The following is a 792-nucleotide window of genomic DNA, read 5'->3' on the forward strand; positions in this document are numbered from 1 at the left end:
AATTGAATAGGGGCTAAGAATTAATATCTTTCGCCCCTTTCACAACACCGTGCGTAGGGTTCCCTACACGGCGTTTCATAAGTTTATAGAATTGTAATAATCTAGTGCACTTACAAACCCAAATCTTTTTAATCTTTCGTTTGTCAGTGTTCTAGAGAGTATAAAGCTATTGGCTATATGCCAGTAGCTTTTTCTTGTATTTGCCCATTCCCATGCCTTATTCCTGTCTATACCTAGCTTTTGCAGATTTCTATACCTTGTTCTTACTAGCTTCCATCTCTTCCAATATATCATTCGTATTCTTCGTCTTAGCCACGAGTCAACTTTACCAAGATATCCTCTCATATCAGCTATCCTGTAGTAATTTATCCATCCCGTAATATAGAGCTTTAATTCCTGAGCTAGTTCCTTACTACTGATAGGTCTATTTCTTTTTGTGATTTCTTTGATTCTTCTTTTCATCTTTTCTTTTGATTTCTTATGAACAGTGATTCGTACGTTACCACTCTTCTCTATATAGAATCCAAATCCTAGAAATTTTACACCAGTAATATAAGCGACTTTTGTTTTCTCTTGGTTGACTTTAACGAATAAATTCTCTTCAAGATATCTCGTCACTGTTTCCTTGACTCTCATAGCACTTCTTTCACTTTTGAACAGTATGACACAGTCATCTGCATATCTTACAAATCGATTTCCTCTTCTTTCCATTTCTTTATCAAATTCATTAAGATAGACATTTGATAGTAATGGACTTAGGGGACCTCCTTGAGGTACACCTTTAGTTGTTTC

1 protein-coding gene is annotated in these 792 nt (G+C 35.4%); it reads right to left on the bottom strand.

Annotation, left to right across the window (positions count from 1 at the left end; translation table 11 throughout):
- Positions 1 to 75: 75 nt before the first annotated feature.
- A partial coding sequence (locus E0K96_RS12060; RefSeq protein WP_240924529.1) for a reverse transcriptase domain-containing protein occupies positions 76 to 792 on the bottom strand: 717 nt, incomplete at its 5' end.

The sequence above is a fragment of the Massilimicrobiota sp. SW1139 genome, assembly GCF_012027715.1.
Lineage (GTDB): Bacteria > Bacillota_I > Bacilli_A > Erysipelotrichales > Coprobacillaceae > Allocoprobacillus > Allocoprobacillus merdigallinarum.